Origin of the sequence: Kitasatospora sp. NPDC056800 (assembly GCF_042789775.1) — a bacterium.
Classification (GTDB): Bacteria; Actinomycetota; Actinomycetes; order Streptomycetales; family Streptomycetaceae; genus Kitasatospora.
The window spans coordinates 1-16,282 of record NZ_JBHUAL010000218.1 but is presented as its reverse complement, the minus strand read 5'-3'; the positions used below and the strand labels follow the sequence as shown (position 1 = coordinate 16,282).

At 75.9% G+C, this 16,282-nt stretch carries 18 protein-coding genes; 7 read left to right on the top strand and 11 right to left on the bottom strand.

The genetic code is table 11. The features are described 5' to 3' along the window. Positions 1-195 precede the first annotated feature (195 nt). The 3 genes from ACFRQN_RS34125 to ACFRQN_RS34115 form a co-directional block, all read right to left on the bottom strand. A complete protein-coding gene (locus ACFRQN_RS34125) occupies positions 196-624 on the bottom strand; it encodes an RNHCP domain-containing protein (RefSeq protein ID WP_380744297.1) in 429 nt (142 codons plus the stop codon). Positions 625-653: 29 nt separating this feature from the next. Next, the gene (locus ACFRQN_RS34120; RefSeq protein ID WP_380744295.1) at positions 654-1,022 is read right to left on the bottom strand and encodes an RNHCP domain-containing protein; all 369 of its coding nucleotides are present in this window, start codon (positions 1,020-1,022) and stop codon (positions 654-656) included. Between the two features lie 355 nt (positions 1,023-1,377). After that, on the bottom strand, positions 1,378-2,361 hold the full coding sequence (locus tag ACFRQN_RS34115) for a S1C family serine protease (protein ID WP_380744293.1): 984 nt from the start codon (positions 2,359-2,361) through the stop codon (positions 1,378-1,380). 183 nt (positions 2,362-2,544) lie between these two features. Here ACFRQN_RS34115 and ACFRQN_RS34110 point away from each other — a divergent pair, with 183 nt between their 5' ends. Both ACFRQN_RS34110 and ACFRQN_RS34105 read left to right on the top strand, forming a co-directional pair. After that, entirely contained in the window at positions 2,545-3,114 is a 570-nt protein-coding gene (locus tag ACFRQN_RS34110) for a Clp protease N-terminal domain-containing protein (RefSeq protein WP_380744291.1), read from the top strand. A gap of 65 nt (positions 3,115-3,179) precedes the next feature. Then, positions 3,180-3,860, top strand: coding sequence for a GPP34 family phosphoprotein (locus ACFRQN_RS34105; protein WP_380744289.1), 681 nt, complete (start codon positions 3,180-3,182; stop codon positions 3,858-3,860). A gap of 60 nt (positions 3,861-3,920) precedes the next feature. Here ACFRQN_RS34105 and ACFRQN_RS34100 read toward each other — a convergent pair whose 3' ends face one another. Then, on the bottom strand, positions 3,921-4,340 hold the full coding sequence (locus ACFRQN_RS34100) for a DUF3592 domain-containing protein (RefSeq protein WP_117492909.1): 420 nt from the start codon (positions 4,338-4,340) through the stop codon (positions 3,921-3,923). Positions 4,341-4,548: 208 nt separating this feature from the next. Between ACFRQN_RS34100 and ACFRQN_RS34095 the strand changes: the two genes are divergently transcribed. Next, entirely contained in the window at positions 4,549-5,526 is a 978-nt protein-coding gene (locus tag ACFRQN_RS34095) for a right-handed parallel beta-helix repeat-containing protein (RefSeq protein ID WP_259316993.1), read from the top strand. Positions 5,527-5,535: 9 nt separating this feature from the next. On the opposite strand, the gene ACFRQN_RS34090 is transcribed toward ACFRQN_RS34095, so the two are convergent. The 5 genes from ACFRQN_RS34090 to ACFRQN_RS34070 form a co-directional block, all read right to left on the bottom strand. Next, on the bottom strand, positions 5,536-6,801 hold the full coding sequence (locus tag ACFRQN_RS34090; RefSeq protein WP_380744287.1) for an NAD(P)/FAD-dependent oxidoreductase: 1,266 nt from the start codon (positions 6,799-6,801) through the stop codon (positions 5,536-5,538). A gap of 138 nt (positions 6,802-6,939) precedes the next feature. Then, the gene (locus ACFRQN_RS34085) at positions 6,940-7,371 is read right to left on the bottom strand and encodes a nuclear transport factor 2 family protein (protein ID WP_380720022.1); all 432 of its coding nucleotides are present in this window, start codon (positions 7,369-7,371) and stop codon (positions 6,940-6,942) included. Between the two features lie 7 nt (positions 7,372-7,378). Then, positions 7,379-8,182 (bottom strand): MBL fold metallo-hydrolase, encoded by an 804-nt coding sequence (locus tag ACFRQN_RS34080; RefSeq protein ID WP_380744285.1) that lies wholly within the window; start codon positions 8,180-8,182, stop codon positions 7,379-7,381. A gap of 79 nt (positions 8,183-8,261) precedes the next feature. Then, on the bottom strand, positions 8,262-8,828 hold the full coding sequence (locus tag ACFRQN_RS34075) for a hypothetical protein (protein ID WP_049655393.1): 567 nt from the start codon (positions 8,826-8,828) through the stop codon (positions 8,262-8,264). A gap of 37 nt (positions 8,829-8,865) precedes the next feature. Further along, positions 8,866-10,137 (bottom strand): MFS transporter, encoded by a 1,272-nt coding sequence (locus ACFRQN_RS34070; protein WP_380744283.1) that lies wholly within the window; start codon positions 10,135-10,137, stop codon positions 8,866-8,868. Positions 10,138-10,342: 205 nt separating this feature from the next. Between ACFRQN_RS34070 and ACFRQN_RS34065 the strand changes: the two genes are divergently transcribed. Both ACFRQN_RS34065 and ACFRQN_RS34060 read left to right on the top strand, forming a co-directional pair. Further along, positions 10,343-11,440, top strand: coding sequence for a DUF5937 family protein (locus ACFRQN_RS34065; RefSeq protein ID WP_074005731.1), 1,098 nt, complete (start codon positions 10,343-10,345; stop codon positions 11,438-11,440). A gap of 90 nt (positions 11,441-11,530) precedes the next feature. Beyond that, positions 11,531-12,388 carry a PhzF family phenazine biosynthesis protein gene (locus ACFRQN_RS34060; protein WP_117492913.1) on the top strand — a complete coding sequence of 286 codons (858 nt, stop codon included), beginning with the start codon at positions 11,531-11,533 and terminating at the stop codon, positions 12,386-12,388. 15 nt (positions 12,389-12,403) lie between these two features. Here ACFRQN_RS34060 and ACFRQN_RS34055 read toward each other — a convergent pair whose 3' ends face one another. Next, entirely contained in the window at positions 12,404-12,580 is a 177-nt protein-coding gene (locus ACFRQN_RS34055; RefSeq protein ID WP_234348702.1) for an AAA family ATPase, read from the bottom strand. Positions 12,581-12,676: 96 nt separating this feature from the next. Here ACFRQN_RS34055 and ACFRQN_RS34050 point away from each other — a divergent pair, with 96 nt between their 5' ends. Both ACFRQN_RS34050 and ACFRQN_RS34045 read left to right on the top strand, forming a co-directional pair. Next, on the top strand, positions 12,677-13,924 hold the full coding sequence (locus tag ACFRQN_RS34050; protein WP_380744280.1) for an aminoglycoside phosphotransferase family protein: 1,248 nt from the start codon (positions 12,677-12,679) through the stop codon (positions 13,922-13,924). Between the two features lie 9 nt (positions 13,925-13,933). Then, complete coding sequence (locus tag ACFRQN_RS34045) at positions 13,934-14,863, top strand: LysR family transcriptional regulator (protein WP_117492915.1); 930 nt, start codon at positions 13,934-13,936, stop codon at positions 14,861-14,863. 87 nt (positions 14,864-14,950) lie between these two features. Here ACFRQN_RS34045 and ACFRQN_RS34040 read toward each other — a convergent pair whose 3' ends face one another. Beyond that, positions 14,951-16,141 (bottom strand): MFS transporter, encoded by a 1,191-nt coding sequence (locus ACFRQN_RS34040; RefSeq protein WP_380744278.1) that lies wholly within the window; start codon positions 16,139-16,141, stop codon positions 14,951-14,953. Positions 16,142-16,282: the final 141 nt, after the last annotated feature.

Genomic DNA, 16,282 nt, shown 5'->3' with positions numbered 1-16,282 from the left:
GGGGGCCCCGCCCGTCCCCCGCCCCCCCCCGTGCACCCGGGGGCCCCCGGGGCCGGGGCGCGCGGCCCGGCCGCCGTTCCGGACCGCGGCCCCGCCCGACGGGACGGGCCCGCCGCGACCGCCCCGCGCGCCCCGGTCACAGGCGCGTCCCGGTCGGACGCGCGGGACGGGTGGGGACGCGCGGGGGACGCGCGCCTACAGCGTGAGCATCGTGCGGTGCGCCACGGTGGTGTCCCGCAGGGGTTTGAGCGCGAGCCGGACCAGGGCCAGGGCGTTGTCGTCCCCGGCGATCCGGTTGGCGCTCAACTCGCCGCAGGACAGGCACTGGTGGATGATCATCCACTCGCCGTCGGCGCGGACCGACAGGCTCAGCGCAGTCATCCGGCCGCCGCAGCCGGCCGCCCGGTCGCCGGGTGTCCGGCCGTCGACATGACGGCTGGCCAGGCAGTTCGGACAGTGGTTGCGGTGGGCGGTGCCGGGGGCGTCCAGTGGGACGTCCAACCGGCAGTCCACGCAGCGGAAGGCGTGCGCCCGGTGCCCGCCCTGCCCGTGCAGGACGTCCTTGTACCGCTGCGGGCGGCGGTCCCGCCGGCCCCCGCCGCCGGTGTTCTTGCGTCGTGGCATGGTTCGGTCCTCCCTCTTCCGGGCGCGCTTCAGAGGGTGCCGAACGCTTCGAGCGGGAACGGCGGTTGGGCGAGCGGCCGGACGGCCATCCGCATCAGGACGAGCTGGTTGTCGTCCGTGCAGACCGGGGTGGACGTCAGCTCGTCGCAGCGCACGCACCGGTGGACGACCGTCCAGTCGCCGGTGCGCAGCACGGCGATGGCGATCGGCGACATCCGGCCCAGGCAGTCGCTCGGCCCGCCCTCGACGTGGTCGAGGACGTGCTGCGAGTGCAGGCAGGACGGGCAGTGGTTGCGCCGCGTGCCGTCGGCGGCGTAGGTGGAGACGGTCAGACCGCACCAGGCGCAGGCGAAGGTGGAGGTCTTCAGAACGGAGGGAGTGCTGGAGGTGCTGGACACCCGGGGTGCTCCTTGCTGGGGGGTTCGTGCAGTGGCAGCAAGAGCAGGCCGAGCGGCCTCGACTGGTCGTCAGGCGAGCTCGTCAGACGGTGGTCGTCGGACGGTGGCGAGGCGCACTCGGCGCGATCCGGGACATCAAGACACCCTCTCCGGTCGGGCGGCAGCCCGGGTCGATCGGTACGGAACGGCGTCAGCCTAATCACGCCGGTCGCCCGGGCGCCAACGGTTTTCTCCCCGCTCCGGCCCTCGTCGCGGCGCCGGACATAAGGGCGCGCACGATGTCGGTATGGAGGTGACCAGGATGCCGTCGGCGCTCGGTCCCGGCCCCGGCCCTGCCGACGGTCCAGGCTCCCGGTCAGTCGTCGGCGGGCAGCTCCGCCGGGACGGCGAGCACGTCGACCAGGGCCTCGCCGCGCAGGACGGTGAGCGGGAGCGGGCGGCCGATCGCATCGGCCAGCATCAGGCGCTGGAGGGCCTGGGCGCTGCCCATCGGCTCCCCGGCGGCGGTGAGCAGCAGGTCGCCCTCGTGCAGCCCGGCGCGGTCGGCGGGCGCGCCGGGCACCACCTCGACGATCCGCAGGCCGGTGCGCTGCCCGGTGCGGTGGCGCAGGGCGGGCGGCAGGGGCGCGGGCACCCCGGCGAGGCCGAGGTAGGCGCGGCGGATCCGGCCGTCGGCGAGCAGCGCGGCGACGATCCGGCGGCTGGTGGCGTCGATCGGGACGGCCAGGCCGAGCCCGTTCCCGGCCACCGCCGTGGTGATGCCGACCACCCGGCCGTCCGCGGTGGCCAGCGCGCCGCCGGAGTTGCCCGGGTTGAGCGCGGCGTCGGTCTGGATCACGTTGTCGATGACCCGCACCGCGCTGCCGGAGCGGGCCGGGATCGAGCGGCCGAGCGCGCTGACCACGCCCGCCGTGACCGACCCGGCCAGGCCCAGCGGGTTGCCGACGGCCACGACCAGCTGCCCGACCCGCAGGCCGGTCGCCTCGCCGAGCGTCACCGGCGACGGCGTGGGCCCGTCGGCGCGCAGCACGGCCAGGTCGGAGAGCGGGTCGGCGCCGATGGTGTGGAAGGGGGAGGTGGTGCCGTCGGCGAAGGCCAGCGTCCCGGCGTCGGCGCGGCCGACCACATGGGCGTTGGTGAGCAGGAACCCGTCCTCGGTGAAGACCACCGCCGAGCCGAGCGCGGTGCTGAACCAGCCGCCCCGGCCGCGCCGGGGCACCTGGAGCGCGGCGACCCGCGGGGTCAGCGCGGCGGCGACGGAGGTGACGACCCGGGAGTAGGCGTCCAGCGGCGCTTCCGCCTCGGGGACCGGGCCCGGCCCGGGGAGCGTGTCGGCCATGGTGCTCACCCCTCTCGCGGGCACGGTTCTCACGATGGCACCAGATGGCAACAACGGTGGGGCGCCCGGTCTTCCGGGCCCGCCGCCGGCCCCGTCCTGACGCTTTCTTGACGTGCGGAAAATGCCCAAGAGAAGGAAAAGCGAGCGTATAGTCCGAGTAAAGCCGCAGTCGTGGGAGGGCCGATGGAAACGACCGTGCCGGAGCCGGACCGGCGGGACTCGCCGGTCTCACCGAACTCGTTGTACCCACCGGAATTACCGGATTCGCCGGTCGCGCCGGGCGACCCGGCCGCGCCGGGTGCCCTCGACCCGCTGCTGCGCCCCACCCGGGAGGCGCTGCTGGCCCGCCGCGCCCACCCGGCCCCGCGCTGGAAGCGCCTGCTGCAGCCGGGCCCGTCCGGTCCGGCGGCCTGGATCCGGCCGGAGGCCGACGCCCAGGCCGAGCGCCTCGGACGCCGTACGCCCGGCACCGAGCACGTCCTGCTCGCCCTGCTGGCCGTGCACGAGGTGGCCCGCCACGAGCCGCGGCCGGTGGAGGAGGACGGCGCCGGCGAACTGCTCGCCGGTCTCGGCCTCGACTACGCCCGGGCGCACGCCGCGCTCGACTCCGGCGAGGTGACGCTGCCCGCCGACCCGCGCTCGGTGGAGGCCTACCTGGCCGACGTCGCAGGTCAGGGCACTGATCGGTTGCTCCGGGCGTTGTTGGAGGAGGACACCCGGGCCCGACGCCTGGTCGACGCCCTGCGGGGCTGAGGGCTACGCGCCTGGGGCCCGCGTGGCCGCGACAAGCCGAGAAGTCGAGAAGAAGGGACACCCCGATGCACGTCACCCTCGCCGAGGAGCTGATGCTGCTCTCGCTGGACGACGAGTCCGGCGTGGCGAAGGACGCCGCCACCGCCGCCTGGGCCGCCGCGGGCGGCATCCTGGCCGAGCTGGTGCTGGCCGAGCGGGTCGCGATCGAGGAGGGCCGGCTCACCGTCACCGACCGCACCCCGACCGGCGAACCGCTGGTGGACGGCCGGCTGGCCCGCCTCGACGAGTGGGCCGCCGGACGCCGCTCCGGCAAGGCCAAGGCGGCCGACTGGCTGACCAGGGACCGGTCGACGGTGGTCGCCGACACCGTCGCGCGGCTGTGCGAGCGCGGCCTGGTGGTCGAGGAGCGCCGCCGCGCGCTGGGCATCTTCCCGGTCCGCCGCTACCCGGAGGCGGACGGCGGCGCGGAGCGCGAACTGCGCGCGCGGCTGGCCGCGGTGGTGCTGGACGGCGCCGAACCGGACCTGCGCACCGCCGCCCTGGTGGCCCTGCTGCACGGCTCCCGGCTGCACGGGCTGGCCTTCCCCGAGCTGCCCCGCAAGCAGGTCGAGCCGCGCTTCGCCGAGATCGCCGCCGGTGACGGGGCGGCCGATTCCGTCCGCGAGGCGATCCGGGCCGTGCAGCTCACGATGGCCGCCGTCACCATCGCGACCACCGTGGCGGCGACCACCGCGGCCACCGTCTGAGCGCGTCGGGCGGGCCGGGCGGGTCGTGCGCGGCCCGCCCGCCCGCGTGCGCCGTACCGCTCAGAGCACCGCGGCGCCGAGGGTGATCGAGCCGAGCACCACCAGCACCCCGAGCGCGAGGAACCCGTACTCCAGCCCCGCGCGCTCCCGCCCGTCCACCAGCACCTGCCGCGGGTCCGCCGGGTCGTAGCGGACCGGGACGAAGCCGCCGTCCGGCAGCGGGTGGCGGGCGGTGGAGGGGACGGGGGAGAAGACCTCGACCACCCGGCCGTCCTCGGTCTCGAACTGGAGCAGCGGCCGCGGCGGCAGCGCGCGGTCCTCCGGCGCCGCGGCGCGCTCGCGCACCAGCGCCCGCACGGGGACGCCGACCCGGCGCAGCCGCCGCAGTTCGCGCAGGCCGACCACCCCGGCGAGGTAGGCGACCACGCCGCCCAGCGCACCGAACACCACCACGGCGAACCCGGCCGTACCGCCGCCCATCGCCGCCTCCCTCTCCGACCGTCCGACCCCGACCGATCCTGACCGACCCTGTCCGAGGCTGTCCGAGGCTCCCCCAGGGCTCCAGTATCGCGCGGGGAGGCACTCTTGACGCCTCGGAATGGTCCAGTCCACTCTGGGCGACGGCATGTTCCTGTCGCCACCGGCCCCGTCCTCCGGCCGGCCCCGACCACCGCAAGGAGCACCGTCCGTGACCAGGCGCCCCGTTCTCCTCGCCGCGCTCACCGTCCTCACCCTCGGCAGCGCCGCCCCCGCGGCCGTGGCCACCGACTCCGCCGCCCCGGCGGCCGTGGTCAAGGTCGGCACCGCCAAGCAGCTCCAGAGCGCGCTCGCCGCCGCCGCGCCCGGCCAGACCATCCAGCTCGCCGACGGCACCTACACCGGCACCTTCAAGGCCACCACCCCCGGCACCGCCGCCGCCCGGATCACCCTCACCGGCTCGGCGAAGGCCGTCCTCACCACCCCCACCGGCGGCGGCTACGGCCTCCACCTCGACGGCGCGAGCTACTGGACCGTCCAGGGGCTGACCGTCACCGGGGCCCAGAAGGGCATCATGGCCGACTCCGCCGACTACGTGGTCCTCGACGACGTGACGGTCCACCACACCACCATGGAGGGCGTGCACTTCCGCAACTCCAGCGCCCACGGCACGCTGCGCGGCTCGCGCATCCACGACACCGGCCTCAGCCGGGACGGCATGGGCGAGGGCGTCTACGTCGGCACCGCCAACACCCTGACCGACCACAGCGACTACGTGCGGATCACCGGGAACACCTTCGGCCCGAACATCGGCGCCGAGAACGTCGACCTCAAGGAGGGCACCGTCGGCGGCCTCGTCTCCGGCAACACCTTCGACGGCGACGGCCTCACCGGGCGCAACTACGACGACTCCTGGGTCGACGTGAAGGGCAACGGCTACGTCATCGAGAACAACACCGGCCGGCGCACCACCGACGACGGCTATCAGGTCCACAGCGTCCGGCCGGGCTGGGGCTGCGGCACCGTCTTCCGGGGCAACCGCTCCGACCTCACCGGCGCCACCGGCCCGGACCGCTACGCGATCGACGTGACCGACTACGACGCGGCGAACTGCACGGTGACGATCGGCGCGGGCAACACCGTCACCGGGGGCCGGGGGCTGGTGAACCCCGGCATCCCGGTGGGCTGAGGCCGGACCCTACAGGTCCCCGAGCGGCACCTTCGGGTCGGCCAGCGCCTTGGTGTCCACCACCCGCCCCGAGCGCACCAGTTCGCGGATCGGGTCGGTGACGTCCCAGACGTTGACGTTCATCCCCGCGAGCACCCGGCCGCCGGAGAGCCAGAACGCGATGAACTCGCGGGTGGCCGGGTCGCCGCGGAACACCACCCGGTCGTAGCCGTCGGGCTCGACGTAGCCGACGTACTCCATGCCAAGATCATATTGATCCGTGAAGAAGTACGGGACCCGGTCGTACACCGCGTCGGGCTGCCCGAGCAGCGCGCGGGCGGCGGTCTGCGGCTGGTTGAGCGCGTTGGCCCAGTGCTCGACCCGGACGTGCCTGCCGAACAGCGGGTGGTAGGCGTTGGCGACGTCGCCGGCCGCGTAGACGTCCGGGTCCGAGGTGCGCAGGTGCTGGTCGGTCTTGATCCCGTTGTCGACCTCCAGTCCGGCCGCCTCGGCGAGGCCGGTGGCGGGGGCGATGCCGATGCCGACGACCACCGCGTCGGCCGCCACCGTCGTGCCGTCGGCGAGCCTGACGCCGTTCACCGAGCCGCCCTCGCCGGTCAGTTCGGCCACCTTCACGCCGAGGCGCAGGTCCACCCCGTGCTCCCGGTGCAGGTCGGCGAAGACCTGGGCGACCTCCCGGCCGAGCACCCGCAGCAGCGGCAGTTCCAGCGCCTCCAGCACCGTCACCTCGGCGCCCGCCTCGCGGGCCGCGGCCGCCACCTCCAGCCCGATCCAGCCCGCGCCGATCACCGCGATCCGGGCCCCGGGCCGCAGCGCCGCCCTGATCCGGTCGCTGTCCTCGACCCGGCGCAGGTAGAGCACCCCGTCCTGGTCCGCGCCGGGCACCGGCAGTCGGCGCGGCACCGAGCCGGTGGTCAGCAGCAGCTTGGCGTACTCGATCCGGCCGTCGTCGGCGAGCGTCACGGTGTGCCCGGCCGGGTCGATCGCGGCCACCGCCGTGCCCAGCCGCAGCGTGACGTCGTGCTCGGCGTACCACTGCGGCGGGTGGACGTAGATCTTCTCCCGGGGCGTCTTGCCCTGCAGGTAGCCCTTGGACAACGGCGGCCGCTCGTACGGGCGCTCGTGCTCCTCGCCGATCAGGACGATGCCGCCCCGGTAGCCGGCCTCGCGCAGCGCCTCGGCCGCCTTCGCGCCGCCCAGGGACGCCCCGACGACGACGATCGGGCGCTGCCGCCCGCCGTCCGCTCCGGTGGTCCCGGTGTCCGTGCCCGCCATGCTCGACTCCTCGTTCTCCGGCCGTGGTCGGGGTCAGCCTGCCGCCGTCCGGGTGGTCTGTCGAGACCGCGCCTGGCGCGCCGCGCCGCGCTCGCCCGTACGAGTGAACGCGGGCGTCGCGAGGGTCCCGTGCGGGCCTCAGGCCGTCATCGCCTCCCTGACCAGCGCGGTGTCGGTGAACTGCTCGAAGCGCACGATCCGGCCGCCGCGCACGGTGAAGTGGTGGGCGACCCGCACCGCGAGCGGTTTTCCGGTGGCCCTGTGGACGGCCGTGTAGCGGGCCAGGACCACGACGTCCTCGCCGTCCACCACGTAGCTGTCGTCGTGCGCCGTCCAGTCGTTCCAGTCGGCGGCCAGCCGCTCCATCACGTTGGTGGTGACGCCCTTCGGGGTGCGGTAGGTGCCGCCCAGCGGGAAGCCGGCCATCTCGGTCCACTCCACGTCCTCGGCCAGGGTGGCGCGCAGCGCGGCCAGGTCGCCCCGGGCGGAGGCCAGGTACTGGCGGCGCACCACGTCGGCGGGGGACTGCGACTCCGCGAAGGAGGCGACGTCCCGGGGGATCTCGATCACCGTCCGCTCACCCCCACGCCATCTCGCCCATGACGACCTTGGTGCCGATGTCCACCGCGATCCGCAGCCCCAGCGTCGGGAAGCGCCGCTCCAGCGCCTCCCTGGCGGCGGCCGCGTCCGCGGCCCGGCCGATCTCGGTCTCGAAGGCGCGCAGGTAGGCCCGGGTGTGGTCGACGGCGTTCAGGTCCGTGGGCGCGCCGGCGATCCGGTGGCCGGCCGCCACCCAGGTCGGGTGGAGCGCCTCGATGCCGTCCAACAGGTCGATCCAGGCGGCCCGTTGGGCGGAGGTCGGGGTGTCGGCCGTCCACACGTGCAGCCCCTCGAAGAGCAGCACCCCGCCCAGCACGGCCCGGTGGTGGTGCTGCCAGAGGTAGTGCCGGTCCGGCAGGTGGAAGTCGGCGCCGCGCAGCTCGAAGCGGTGGCCCTCGAAGACCAGCTCGTCCCCGTGCAGCACCTCGGGCCGCACCAGCCGGGTGGGCAGCTCCGGGCCCAGGTGGGCCCAGGCGCGCAGCTTGGACTCGTACGTCTCCTGGATGTGCTCGACGGTCGTGGCGGTGGCCAGGAAGCGGGCCCGCGGGAAGGCGTCCTGGACCTCCTGGGCGCCGAAGTAGAAGTCCGGGTCGCCGTGGCTGACGAAGACCGTGGTCAGCTCCTTGCCGCTCGCCCTGATCCGTTCCACCAGCCGGCGCCCGTCGGAGCGGGTGAACCCGGCGTCCACCAGCAGCGCGTCCTGCGGGCCGGTGACCAGGACGGAGGTCTTGTTGAGCGAGCTGTCGGGGCTGTCGATGATCTCGAAGTCGAGTGCGCTCATGCTTCTTTCGTCCTTCCTCGGGCCGGTCACGCCTCGCGGTCAGCATCACCGGTCCGCGCCCCGTCCGCATCCGGAAGGCCTAGCCGCGGGTCCAGAGCGTGAGGTCGCTGCTGGTGGCCACCGCGAGGGTCCGGCCGGTCGGGGAGAAGCCGGCCGCGCGGAAGGTGGACCAGGAGGAGTCGAGGACCAGCCACCAGCTCTCGCCGTGCTCGCCCTGCCACGGCCCCCGGCCGCTGGCGAGCAGCACCCGGTGGTGCGGCCACTCCGGCGCGACCACCTCGATGTGCCAGCCCCCGTCGGCGGCGGTGTGCAGCCCGCCGCCCCACGTCCCCGCCACCGGGATGCGCACGTCCGCGACCTGGCCGAGGCCGGGGCAGGCGAGGTCCTGGCCGTCCGGGTCCTCGGCGGGCTCGTGGTCGCGGGCCAGTTTGAGGCCGGTCACCGCGTCGAACAGGCCGTGGCCGCTGTGCGAGACCGTCAGCACCAGGTCGTGCCCGCTCTCCGGGTGGACGGCGAAGCCGATGCCGAGCAGCCCGCCGACCGCGATCATCCCCCGGCCGACGGGCCGCCACGGCTCCGGCGGAGCGGTCACCCCGGCGGCCATGATCCGGTCGCGGAGGTGCTGCTGGTGCGGGGTGAGAGCCATGGGGCCGATCATCCCACCGGGGTCGGGGCCACGGCCTTCACCGCGGACCCAGCCGCAGCACCGCCAGCGCCCCCAGCGCCGTGGCGGCGGCGAGCGACGCCCACAGTGCCCCCGGTCCGGCGGCCAGCAGCGCCGTCAGCACGGCCGGCGCGGCCGCCCGGCCCACCCCCGAGGACAGCTCCCAGCGCGCCAGCGCCCGGCCGAGCAGCTGCGGCGGGGCGACGGACGCCACCAGCGCCGTACCCGAGCCGGTGTAGAGGATCTCGCCCAGCGTGTACAGCACCGAGACCGCCGCGACGCCCGCCGCTCCCGGCACGCCGCCCAGCGAGCCGACCGCCCAGAAGGCCAGGTACGACACCGCCAGCAGCGCCCCCGAGGCCGCCAGCACGGTGTGCCGCGAACGGTCTGAGAGCTTCAGCACCAGCGCCAGCTGCAGGGCGATCACCAGCACCGTGTTGCCGACGAAGACGCCCGAGGACCAGGCCGGCGAGGCGTGCAGGTGCAGCACCAGCAGCGCGGGCAGCGCCACCTCCAGCACGTCGAAGCAGAACGCGTACGGCACGTTGGCGAGGCTCAGCAGGGTGATCCGGCGCAGCGGCTCCGCCCGCTCCCGGGTGTCCGCCGGCCGCTCCTGCCGCGGGGCCCGCACCCGCAGCGAGCCCACCAGGACGGCCGCGAGCAGGCAGGCCGCGCCCGTCACCCCGGCCAGCAGCCGGATCACACCCGTCCCGCCGCTCACCGCCACGGTGGCCAGCAGCGCGCCCGCGCCCATCCCGGCGTTGCGCAGCGACCGCCCGGCGGCCAGCGCGGCGTCCCGCAGCCGGCCCTCGGTCAGCGTGCTCACCACGGCCGCGTGGGTGGTCGGCCAGGACTGGCTGCCCACCCCGAACAGCACCGCCGCCGCGGTGAACCCCGGCTGGCCGTCCGCGAGCAGCAGCGCCAGCGCACCCGCCGCCCGCACCAGCAGGGTGACGGCGGCGGGCAGGGTGCGGGCGCCGCGGTCGATCCAGCGGCCGGTCAGCGGCACCACCAGCAGGCCCGCCACCATCCCGGCGGACAGCGCCAGCCCGGCCGCCCCCGCGCCGAGGTGCAGCACGCCGATGCCGTACAGCAGCAGGAACGGCCGCAGCAGGCCGCCGCCCACCGCGTCCACCGCCAGCGCGACGGCGTACCGGGGCCCGCCGGCGGCGGTCAGCAGGCCCAGCAGCGCGGACGGCCCCCGGCGGCCCGTGCCGATCGGCGGGGCGGGCGGCTCGCCGTGGCGGGCGGCCGCGTGGTCGTGGACGGACTTCTCCCGGATCAGGCTCATGGCCGGTACCGTCCGCCCAGGTCGGACCGCCTGGCACGCGGATTGACGCTTACCGTCAATCCGCGGCGGGGGCCGTCGGGCGGGGTGACAGGATCGAACGCGTGAGTGAGCGGAGCGAGCGAACCATCAGGACCAGCGCGTGGGCGCATGCCCCTGCGGAGCGCCGGGGGTACCCCCGGCCGGAGGCCGGGGGAGAGGCGGGCGCATGAGCCTGACGATCGACATCACCGGCCTGCCCGACGAGCGCCTGCTCTTCACGCCCTCCCCGCTCGGCGAGCTGAACGCCATGCTGCACGTGCTCGCCGAGCCCGCGCACCACCCCGCGCTGCACGGCTGGGCCGGCTGCACCGCCGCCGTGATCCCGCCCGAGCTGTCCGAACGGCTCCTGGAGGCCGACTTCCTCTGGCGCTCCTCGCGCGCCGACTTCCTCGTCCCCGGCCTGCCCGGCGCCACGCTCGACGAGGAGCTCGACGCCATCGACCGGATCGACGACGAGCTGTACGTCGCCGCCGCCCTCATCACCACCTGCGGCTCCTCCCGGCTCACCCGCCGGATGGGCTCCCCGCTCACCGACCCGGACGCCAACGAGCGGGCCCGGGAACTCGCCCTCGCCCGCGGCCCCCGGCAGGCCGCCTTCGCCGACCGGCTGCTCGCCGACCCGCCGGCCGTCCGGGCCCTGGTGCGGCGGATGCTGGAGGACTGCCGGTCCGCGTTCTTCGCCGACGCCTGGCAGCGCGTCCTGCCCGACCTCGCCGCCGACGCCCGGCGCAAGGCGGACCTGCTCGCCCGCCGCGGCCTCGCCGAGGCGCTCGCCGACGTCTCGCCCTCCGTCACGCTCGACCAGGGCGGGGACGGACGGCGCCGGATCGTCATCGACAAGCTCCAGGACAGCGCCACCAGCGGGACCGACTCCGGGGGCGTCACCTTCATCCCGACCGCCTTCGGCCGCCCGCACCTGCTGGTGGTGCACGCGAGCGGCTGGCGGCCCGTCCTCCAGTACCCCGTCGCCGAGGCCGGCCTGCCCGAGCCCGTCTCGCTCGCCCTCGTCCAGCAGCGCCTGGAGGCCCTCGCCCACCCCGTCCGGCTGCGCCTCGCCCGCACCATGGCCCGCGGCCCGCACACCACCGGCGAACTGGCCTCCGCCTGGCAGCTCAGCGCGCCCGAGGTGTCCCGGCACCTGGCCGTGCTGCGCAAGGCCGGGCTGCTGACGACCCGGCGGCGCGGGCGGTACATGCTCTACGAGCTCGACCTGGCGGGCAGCGCCCGGCTCGGCTCGGACTTCCTGGAGGCGGTGCTGCGGTGAGGGCCCCGCTCCGGTGGGAAGCGGTGCTCCGGTGGAAGCGGCGCTCCGGTGGGCGGGAACAGCGGACGAGCGGCAGGCGTTCGTCCGATCATGACCGACGACGCCGCTCCTGAGATCCTCCGCTACGCCGCCTTCGCCACCCGCCCCGAGGGCGGCAACCCGGCCGGCGTGGTGCTCGACGCCACCGGGCTGACCGACGAGCGGATGCTCGCCGTCGCCGCCGAGGTCGGGTACTCCGAGACCGCCTTCCTGACCGCCGGCCCGGCCGAAGGGGCCTATCGCGTACGGTACTTCAGCCCGCTCGCCGAGGTGCCGTTCTGCGGGCACGCGACGGTCGGCGCCGCCGTCGCCCTCGCCGAGCACGTCGGCCCCGGGCGGTACGTCTTCGTGACCGCGGCCGGGGACGTCCCGGTCGGGGTCGAGCGCGGGGCCGACGGGCTGCTGCGCGCCACCCTCACCAGCGTCGAGCCGAAGGTCGAGGAGGTGCCGGCGGCCGACGTCGCGGAGGCGCTCGCCCTGCTCGGCTGGTCCGCCGCCGACCTCGACCCGGCCCTGCCGCCCCGCGTCGCCTACGCGGGCGCCCGCCACCTCGTCCTGCCGGTCGCCACCCGCGAGCGGCTGGCCCGGCTCGACTACGACTTCGACGGCCTCGCCGCCCACATGCGCGCCCGCGACCTGACCACCCTGCAGCTCGCCTGGCGGGAGGCCCCCGAGGTCTTCCACGTCCGCGACCCGTTCCCGGTCGGCGGCGTGGTCGAGGACCCGGCCACCGGCGCCGCCGCGGCCGCCTTCGGCGCCTACCTGCGGGAGCTCGGCGCGGTGACGGCCCCGGCGGTGCTCACCCTGCACCAGGGCGAGGACCTGGGCCGCCCGGGCGTCCTGCGGGTCGAACTGCGGGCCGAGGACACCCGGGTGCGGGTCTCCGGCACGGCGGTGGCGATCCGGTAGGGCCTGTTCAGGACCTCAGGGCGGGGGCTGCGGCAGGACCAGCCCGGCATCGCACCGCCCGAGCCGCTCCCAGACCACCTCGTCGATCGACAGCCGCGCGTAGCCCCGCCGGACGAGGCCCATCGCATACGTGGTCTTGCCCGCCCCGGGCAGACCGCACATCAGCACCACCGTGCCCGATCGCCGTGTCACCGGCCCAGGTTAGCCCCGGGTGGGGCGGCTCCGCCCCGCTCCGGGCGGGCGGAAATTCGTTCGCGCCGAGCCGCTCCGGTGGGCGAAGCTGCTCCGATGCAGCGAGCGAGCAACCGGACCGTGACGGTCGATCTCACCTACGGCGACGAGCACTTCGGGCAGCTGGGCCCGTTCGAGGTGGAGGTCGGCTGGTGGTCCTCGGTGGACGGGGTGGTCGCGCGGGCGACCGAGGCGGCCGGGGTGCCGGTGCTGGTGGCTCGCCTGGTCGAAGGCCGGAGCGAGGACCCGGGCCACGGCGGGCGGGTCCGCTACCACGCCGAGGCGCTGCGCCGGCCGACCGCCCTCACGGCCGGTGCCCCGGACGACGGGACGGCCGCGCTGCTCGGCCCCGCCGAGCGCCGCGCCGCCTGGGCCACGCCCGGCGGCCTGCGGGAGGCGCTGGACTGGGCGGAGGCACGGCTCGCCGCCGTCGGCCGTCCGTCGGCCGGGCCCGCGCGGCAGATCCGGACCTGGAACCTCTCCGGCCTGTTCCGCCTCCCCACCGCCACCGGCGCCGACGCCTGGCTGAAGACCACGACGCCCGCGTTCAACGCCCACGAGGGCGAGGTCATCGCGCTGCTCGGCGGCATCGACCGCGGGCTCGTCCCGACCGTTCTCGCCGCCGACCCCTCCGCCGGCCGGCTGCTGCTCGACCACGTCCCCGGCGAGGACTGCTGGAGCCCGTCCGCCGGGACGGTGGCCGACGTCGTCCCCCGCCTCGTCGCCGCCCAGGCCGCGCTCGCCGACCGCCCGGCCGACCTGGCCGGCCTGCGCGACCGCACCCCGCGCGCCCTGGCGGCCCAGCTGGCGGCCCTGTCGGACCGGTTCGCCGAGGAGACCGACCTGACGCCCGAGGAACTGGACCGGCTGGCCGCCTTCGCCGCCGACCTGCCCGGGCTGCTGGACCGGCTCGCCGACTGCGGCCTGCCGGAGACGCTGCTGCACGGCGACTTCCACCCCGGCAACTGGCGCTCCGACGGCGCGAGCACGGTGGTCGTCGACTACGCCGACTCCTGCCTCGGCCACCCCGCCCTGGACGGGCTGCGCCCGCGCGCCTACCTCGGCGAGGAGGCCTGGCAGCACCACGTCCGGGTCTGGACGGAGGCCTGGCAGCGCCACGCCCCCGGCTCCGACCCGGGGCGCGCCCTCGAACTCGCCGAGCCGCTCTACCACCTGTCCTACGCCCTGCGGTACCAGGAGTTCCTGGACCACATCGAGCAGAGCGAACGCCCGTACCACGAGGGCGACCCGGCCGCCGAGCTGCGCGCCCTGCTGGCCTGCGGAGCGGCCGGTCGGCCCGCGTAGACTGCCGAGGTGGAACGACCGACGCCGGCCCCCGGAGCCTCCGGGACTCCCGTCCTGCCCGAGCTGCCGCTGCAGGAGCTGGAGTGCTTCGCCGTCCTCGTCCACCAGTTGCACTTCGGGCGGACGGCGGAGCGCCTCGGCGTCTCGCAGGGGCGGGTCTCCCAGCTGATCAAGCGCCTGGAGAGCAGGGTCGGCGCACCGGTGTTCCAACGGACCAGCCGCCGGGTCGAGTTGACCGAACTGGGGCGGGCGCTGGCCGAGCAGGTGGTGCCCGCCTTCGAGCGGCTCCGGGAGGGCTACGACGCGGCCCGGGCTGCCGCGGCCACCGCGCGGCCGCTGCGGCTGGGCTTCCAGTGCGCGGTGTACGAGCCGGTCGCCCGGGTGCTCGCGCGCCTGCCGGAGGGCACGGTGCAGCTGGTCGAACTGCCGTGGGCGGACCCGTTCTCGCACCTCGCCCGGGGCGAGGTGGACCTGGCGATCGTGCTCGCCCCGTGCCGGGAGCCGGGCCTGGACGTGCTGATGGAGTTCTCCCGCCAGCCGGTGTACCTGGCGGTCTCCGCCGAGCGGCGCCTCGGCGGGGCGGACGGCGCGGACGGGGTGGGCGCGGAGGAGCTGGCCGGGGTGCCGCTGATCGAGCCGCGCGGCCCGGCGCCCGAGTACTGGCGGTGGGCGCAGGCGCCCCGGCGGACGCCGGGCGGGCGGGAGCTGGCCTACCCGGCGGGTGCGGCCACCATCCAGGAGGGCCTGTCGATGGTGGCCGGCACCCGTCAGGGGCTGCTGCTGTGCGAGCGCAGCACGGCGTACGTCCGGCGGCCGGACATCCGCTTCCTGCCGGTGCCCGGGCTGGAGCCGACGGCGCTGGAGGTGGTCCAGCACGAGCGGCGGCCGCACCGGCTGGCGGCCGGGTTCGTCGAGCTGCTGGCCGGGCTCCTCGACTGAGCCCGCGGGGAATCGGACGGGCCGGTCGGGCCGCGGGCCGGGCCGGTGATCGGGTCGCCGTCAGGGCCGCCGGTCGTCGGGCCGCCGTCAGGGCCGCCGGTCGTCGGGCCGGGAGAGCAGGGCGATCAGCAGTCCGACGGCCGCCAGCCCGGCCGCGGTGAGCAGGACGGCGCGGTTCCCGGCCCGGTCGACGACCAGTCCGCCGGCGAAGGAGCCGAGCGCGATGCCCGCGTTGAACACGCCCGCCCAGACCGCCGCCGAGGCCTCGATCCGGGCCGGGTCGGCGGTGCGGACCCAGGCCTGGGTGGAGACCGACACCCCGCCGTACGAGGCGCCCCAGACGACGAGGACGAGCAGGACGGTGACGACGCCGCCGGTGTACGCGAGCAGGGCGGCGGCCAGGGCGACCCCGGCCAGGGCGAGGGCGACGGCGGTCTTCGGGCGGCGCCCGGACAGCGGGCCGAGGGTGAAGTTCCCGGCGACGCCCGCGAGTCCGTACACCAGCAGGCAGGCGGCGATCACGCCGCTGCTCAGGCCCGCGTCGGCTTCGAGGACCGGGCGGATGTAGGTGTAGCCGGCGAAGTGTCCGAGCACGACGAAGGCGGTGATCGCGATCCCGGCGGCGACGCCCCGGTGGCGCAGGGCGTCGGCCAGTCCGCCGAGCCGTCCGCGCTCGTGCACGGGCAGCGCGGGCAGGGTGGCGGCGAGGACGGCGGCGGAGGCGGCGCCGAGCAGGGCGAGCGCCCAGAACGCGGCGCGCCAGTCGAGCAGCGCGGCCAGGTAGGTGCCCAGCGGGACGCCGAGGACCGAGGCGATGGAGACGCCGGAGAAGATCAGCGTCATGGTGAGCGCGAGGCGCGGGCCGTCGGCGAGGCGCGGGCCGACGCTCGTGGCGAGGCCCCAGACGATGCCCATGGCGGTGCCGAGCAGGACGCGGCCGGCGGCCAGCACCGCGAAGTCCGGCGCCAGCGCGGTGACCGCGTCGGCCAGGCCGAGCAGCAGCATGAAGGCGACCAGGACGGTCCGGCGGTCGCGCGCGCCGACGAGCAGCGGGGCGAAGGGGGAGAGGGCGGCGGCGATCAGGCCGGTGATGGTGAGGGAGAGGCCGGTGACCCCGTCGGTGACCCCGAGGCTGTGGGACATCGGGGTGAGCAGGCCGACCGGCATCATCTCGGAGGACACCACGGTGAAGGTGGCGAGTGCGACGGCGAGGACCGGGGGCCAGCGGTGCGCGGTGGGTGGGGCGGCTGGTGGGGCGGGGGCTTCGGCGTTTGTCATGGGGCCAGCCCACCAGCGGGCGGAGGGGCCGAACAAGATCGATAAGCTCATCGACCCATGAGCCCGGCTAATCGGTTGACGGTGCCGGGAAGGCCCGGCGGCTTCGGGAAGCGCGCCGGCGGCGCCCGCCGCGAACGACCG

Coding starts and splice junctions, on each gene's coding strand:
- ACFRQN_RS34125 (WP_380744297.1), bottom strand. CDS start 624: ATGCCACGACGCAAGAACACCGGCGGCGGGGGCCGGCGGGACCGCCGC.
- ACFRQN_RS34115 (WP_380744293.1), bottom strand. CDS start 2,361: ATGGCCGACACGCTCCCCGGGCCGGGCCCGGTCCCCGAGGCGGAAGCG.
- ACFRQN_RS34110 (WP_380744291.1), top strand. CDS start 2,545: ATGGAAACGACCGTGCCGGAGCCGGACCGGCGGGACTCGCCGGTCTCA.
- ACFRQN_RS34105 (WP_380744289.1), top strand. CDS start 3,180: ATGCACGTCACCCTCGCCGAGGAGCTGATGCTGCTCTCGCTGGACGAC.
- ACFRQN_RS34100 (WP_117492909.1), bottom strand. CDS start 4,340: ATGGGCGGCGGTACGGCCGGGTTCGCCGTGGTGGTGTTCGGTGCGCTG.
- ACFRQN_RS34090 (WP_380744287.1), bottom strand. CDS start 6,801: ATGGCGGGCACGGACACCGGGACCACCGGAGCGGACGGCGGGCGGCAG.
- ACFRQN_RS34080 (WP_380744285.1), bottom strand. CDS start 8,182: ATGAGCGCACTCGACTTCGAGATCATCGACAGCCCCGACAGCTCGCTC.
- ACFRQN_RS34075 (WP_049655393.1), bottom strand. CDS start 8,828: ATGGCTCTCACCCCGCACCAGCAGCACCTCCGCGACCGGATCATGGCC.
- ACFRQN_RS34070 (WP_380744283.1), bottom strand. CDS start 10,137: ATGAGCCTGATCCGGGAGAAGTCCGTCCACGACCACGCGGCCGCCCGC.
- ACFRQN_RS34065 (WP_074005731.1), top strand. CDS start 10,343: ATGAGCCTGACGATCGACATCACCGGCCTGCCCGACGAGCGCCTGCTC.
- ACFRQN_RS34060 (WP_117492913.1), top strand. CDS start 11,531: ATGACCGACGACGCCGCTCCTGAGATCCTCCGCTACGCCGCCTTCGCC.
- ACFRQN_RS34050 (WP_380744280.1), top strand. CDS start 12,677: ATGCAGCGAGCGAGCAACCGGACCGTGACGGTCGATCTCACCTACGGC.
- ACFRQN_RS34040 (WP_380744278.1), bottom strand. CDS start 16,141: ATGACAAACGCCGAAGCCCCCGCCCCACCAGCCGCCCCACCCACCGCG.